Source organism: Siccirubricoccus deserti (assembly GCF_014283215.1).
In the GTDB taxonomy this organism is placed as follows: domain Bacteria; phylum Pseudomonadota; class Alphaproteobacteria; order Acetobacterales; family Acetobacteraceae; genus Siccirubricoccus; species Siccirubricoccus deserti.
The window spans coordinates 1-3,062 of sequence record NZ_JACOMF010000165.1 but is presented as its reverse complement, the minus strand read 5'-3'; the positions used below and the strand labels follow the sequence as shown (position 1 = coordinate 3,062).

The 3,062-nt window shown below is 66.7% G+C and carries 4 protein-coding genes; 1 reads left to right on the top strand and 3 read right to left on the bottom strand.

Features of this window, described 5'->3' with window-relative positions; all coding sequences use genetic code 11:
- Positions 1–130 precede the first annotated feature (130 nt).
- Both H7965_RS29285 and H7965_RS29280 read right to left on the bottom strand, forming a co-directional pair.
- Positions 131–532: a transposase gene (locus H7965_RS29285; RefSeq protein ID WP_315898722.1), complete on the bottom strand. Its 402-nt coding sequence runs from the start codon at positions 530–532 to the stop codon at positions 131–133.
- Complete coding sequence (locus tag H7965_RS29280; RefSeq protein WP_229682872.1) at positions 523–900, bottom strand: transposase; 378 nt, start codon at positions 898–900, stop codon at positions 523–525. The genes H7965_RS29285 and H7965_RS29280 overlap by 10 nt, the downstream gene beginning before the upstream one ends.
- Positions 901–1,400: 500 nt before the next feature.
- Between H7965_RS29280 and H7965_RS29275 the strand changes: the two genes are divergently transcribed.
- Complete coding sequence (locus H7965_RS29275; RefSeq protein ID WP_186774015.1) at positions 1,401–2,651, top strand: cation:proton antiporter; 1,251 nt, start codon at positions 1,401–1,403, stop codon at positions 2,649–2,651.
- A 270-nt stretch (positions 2,652–2,921) separates the two neighbouring features.
- On the opposite strand, the gene H7965_RS29270 is transcribed toward H7965_RS29275, so the two are convergent.
- A partial coding sequence (locus tag H7965_RS29270) for a transposase (RefSeq protein ID WP_186771465.1) occupies positions 2,922–3,062 on the bottom strand: 141 nt, incomplete at its 5' end.

Sequence of the window (3,062 nt, the reverse complement as noted above, 5' to 3'; positions counted from 1 at the left end):
GGCGCGTAGATCTTCGGACAGGGTTCTCGCCATGCAAGCTGGCCTCCGTGCCCAGCAGGCACGGTGAATCAGATTTCGCGCCGGGCGGGAATCCTCAGCGACTCTGAATGGTCAGATTTCGCTCTAGTTGCTAGGCCGTGTGGACGGATTTGACCAAGATGAGGCTGCAGGCGAAGTCGACGATGGCGGCGTAGCTGTTGGCGGTTTTCTCGCTGCGTAGGGCGACGCGCTTGAAGCGTTTAAGCTTGCCGATGGCCTGCTCGATCCGGGCGCGGTGGCGATAGAGCCCTTTGGGAAAGAAGGCGGGACGGTGCCTGGCATTGCTCCGGTAGGGGATGATGGGGCAGATGCCGCGGCTACGGGCCGCCCCGCGGTTGCCCTTTGTGTCGAAGCCCTTGTCGGTCATCACCGCTCTCGGCGTGATGTCGGGGCCGAGGTTGAGCAGGGTCTCGAACTGGCGGCTGTCGCTGGCCTCCCCGCCTGTAAGATGGAAGTTCAGCGGCAGGCCTCCGAAGTCGCAGATCAGGTGGATCTTGGTCGAGAACCCGCCGCGAGAGCGGCCAAGCGCCTGGCGGTGCTGCCCCCTTTGGCACCCGCCGCCGAGACGTGCGCCCGAACCACGGTGCTATCGAACATCTGCACCAGGTGAGACGTCCGGCTGAGCCCGGCGAGGGCCTGGAAGAAGGCTTCGCATACGCCGCTGCGGCTCAGCCGCCAGAAGCGCTTCCAGACACTGTTCCAGCAGCCGAACTCGGCCGGGAGGGCGCGCCAGGTGATGTTGTGGACCGTGAAGTAGTGCAGCGCCTCGAGGAAACGGCGGTCGTCCCGTCCCTTGTCGCCCCACCGAGAGCGTGCTGCTCGGAACACCTCCAGCACCACCTCCCAGTCCGGCTCAGTCATCCGCGTCAACATCACCGGTCCCCCGGAATCCGGCGCACCATGACTCATCAACGAAACGGCCTGGGAACCCAGCCAGGATCCAACTCCACGGAATCCGTCCACACGGCCTAGGGGTTCGCGCCTTCCGCTTGGTAGTCGTCCATGACCTACGGGGCTTTCATGCGGTCAGGGCTCGTGGCTGACGGCCCTTAAGGCTGCGGCCGCCAAAGCTGTGCAGACACGCAGCCGTTGAAGTGGAGCCGACCTCGCGGCGCGCGGCCCTCCCCAACGCGATCCTGGACCAGTTGCTGGCTGTTACTGAGACCAGGACCGACCTGGATAGGATCGACCATCACCTGACTGGGGATGGCGGTGCGGGCAACAGACGCAATGGCTATGGCCGCGAAGTGTGGCGACCGACACCGGCACGATGGCCCCGCAGGTTCCGCGCAACCGGCTCTCGCCACACAAGCAGGGCTGAAGCGTTCCGGCTGCCTCCCGGCACTGGAACGCAAGCCACAATGGACCCCTATATCCTGCTGCTCACCGGCACCGGCGTGTTGGTCCTGCTGGTGGCTTGGCTGCCGATGGCGCTGAGGGAGTTGCCGCTCTCGCTGCCCATGTTCTGCGTCGCCTTCGGCTACGTCGCCTTCAGCCTTTCCACCGGGGACACGCCGAACCCGCTACGATACCCGAATGTGGCGGAGCGGCTAACCGAGACCGTCGTCATCGTTGCGCTAACCGGCGCCGGGCTGAAGCTCGACCGGCCGTTCCATTGGGGCAACTGGGCGCTGACCTGGCGGCTGCTGATAGTGGCGATGCCGCTGTCCATCCTCGGCATCGCGCTGATCGGCCATGCGCTGCTCGGCCTCGGCGTGGCCGCCGCGGTGCTGCTGGGCGCGGCGCTGGCGCCAACCGACCCGGTGCTGGCCGCTGACGTACAGGTCGGGCCACCGCATAGCGGTGAGGAGGATGAGGTGCGCTTCACCCTAACCGCCGAGGCCGGGCTGAACGACGGATTGTCCTTCCCTTTCGTCAACCTCGCGGTGGCGTTGGCTCTGGTAGGCACTGCGCCGGCGGATTGGCTAGAGGATTGGCTGGCCCGCGACGTGGTGTGGAAGCTCAGCATCGGCCTGGCGCTCGGCTGGGCGATCGGGTGGGGCCTCGGCTGGCTCACCTTCCACATGCCGAACCGGGCGCGACTGTCCCGCACCGGAGATGGCTTCGTCGCGCTGGGCGCCACCTTCCTGACTTATGGCGCGACCGAGCTGGCGCATGGCTACGGCTTTCTCGCCGTCTTCATCGCCGCGCTGGCGATGCGGGCGGCGGAGCGGCACCACAACTACCACGACCGGCTGCACGACTTCGCCGAGCAGACCGAGCGGCTGCTTATGATGGTGCTGCTGGTGCTGTTCGGCGGTGCACTGGCTGGCGGCCTGCTGGCGCCACTGCGCTGGTGGGATGTGGCGGGGGTGCTGTTGTTCTTGTTCGTGGTGCGGCCGGCGGCGGGGCTGGTCTCGCTGCTCGGCACCACCCGGCCGCTGGCCGAGCGGGCGGCGATCAGTTTCTTCGGCATCCGCGGCCTCGGCAGCTTCTACTACCTGGCTTATGCGCTGAATGCCGCGCCTTTCCAGGGGGCGGAGGGGCTCTGGGCGGTGCTGGGGCTGACGGTGCTGGTGTCGATCACGTTGCATGGCGTGACGGTGACACCGGCAATGCGCTGGCTGGACCGCCGGCGCCGGAGGCAGGGGGTGTTGCCGCTGGAGGCGTGATGCCGACGCCCTGTGTCTCGTCAAGGTTCAGACGCTGCGCGGTGGGCCGGTCGGGGAAGTGGCTCGTCGATAGGGTCAACCTAGCCGCTCGTCGTCGGGGCGGCCCAGGCCTTTGTGGAGGTCGTTGACAGGTCGGCGACCGAAGACCGCTTGCGCCATTTGGCGATCGTCTTGGGGTTCACCCCGTAGCGGCGCGCCAGCCACCTTGCAGCTACTGACCGCCCGATGTGGGTCTGACCAAGCCAAAACTGCACTAGGCTCAGGACTCGATCACGCCCACCACGGGATGATGGCGGCGATAGCGATGCCGGCCTGGAAGTTGCGGGCGAGCTTGTCGTATCGGGTGGCGACGCGGCGCCAGTCCTTGAGGTGGGAGAAGGCACGCTCGATGGTGTTGCGGAGCTTGTAGCA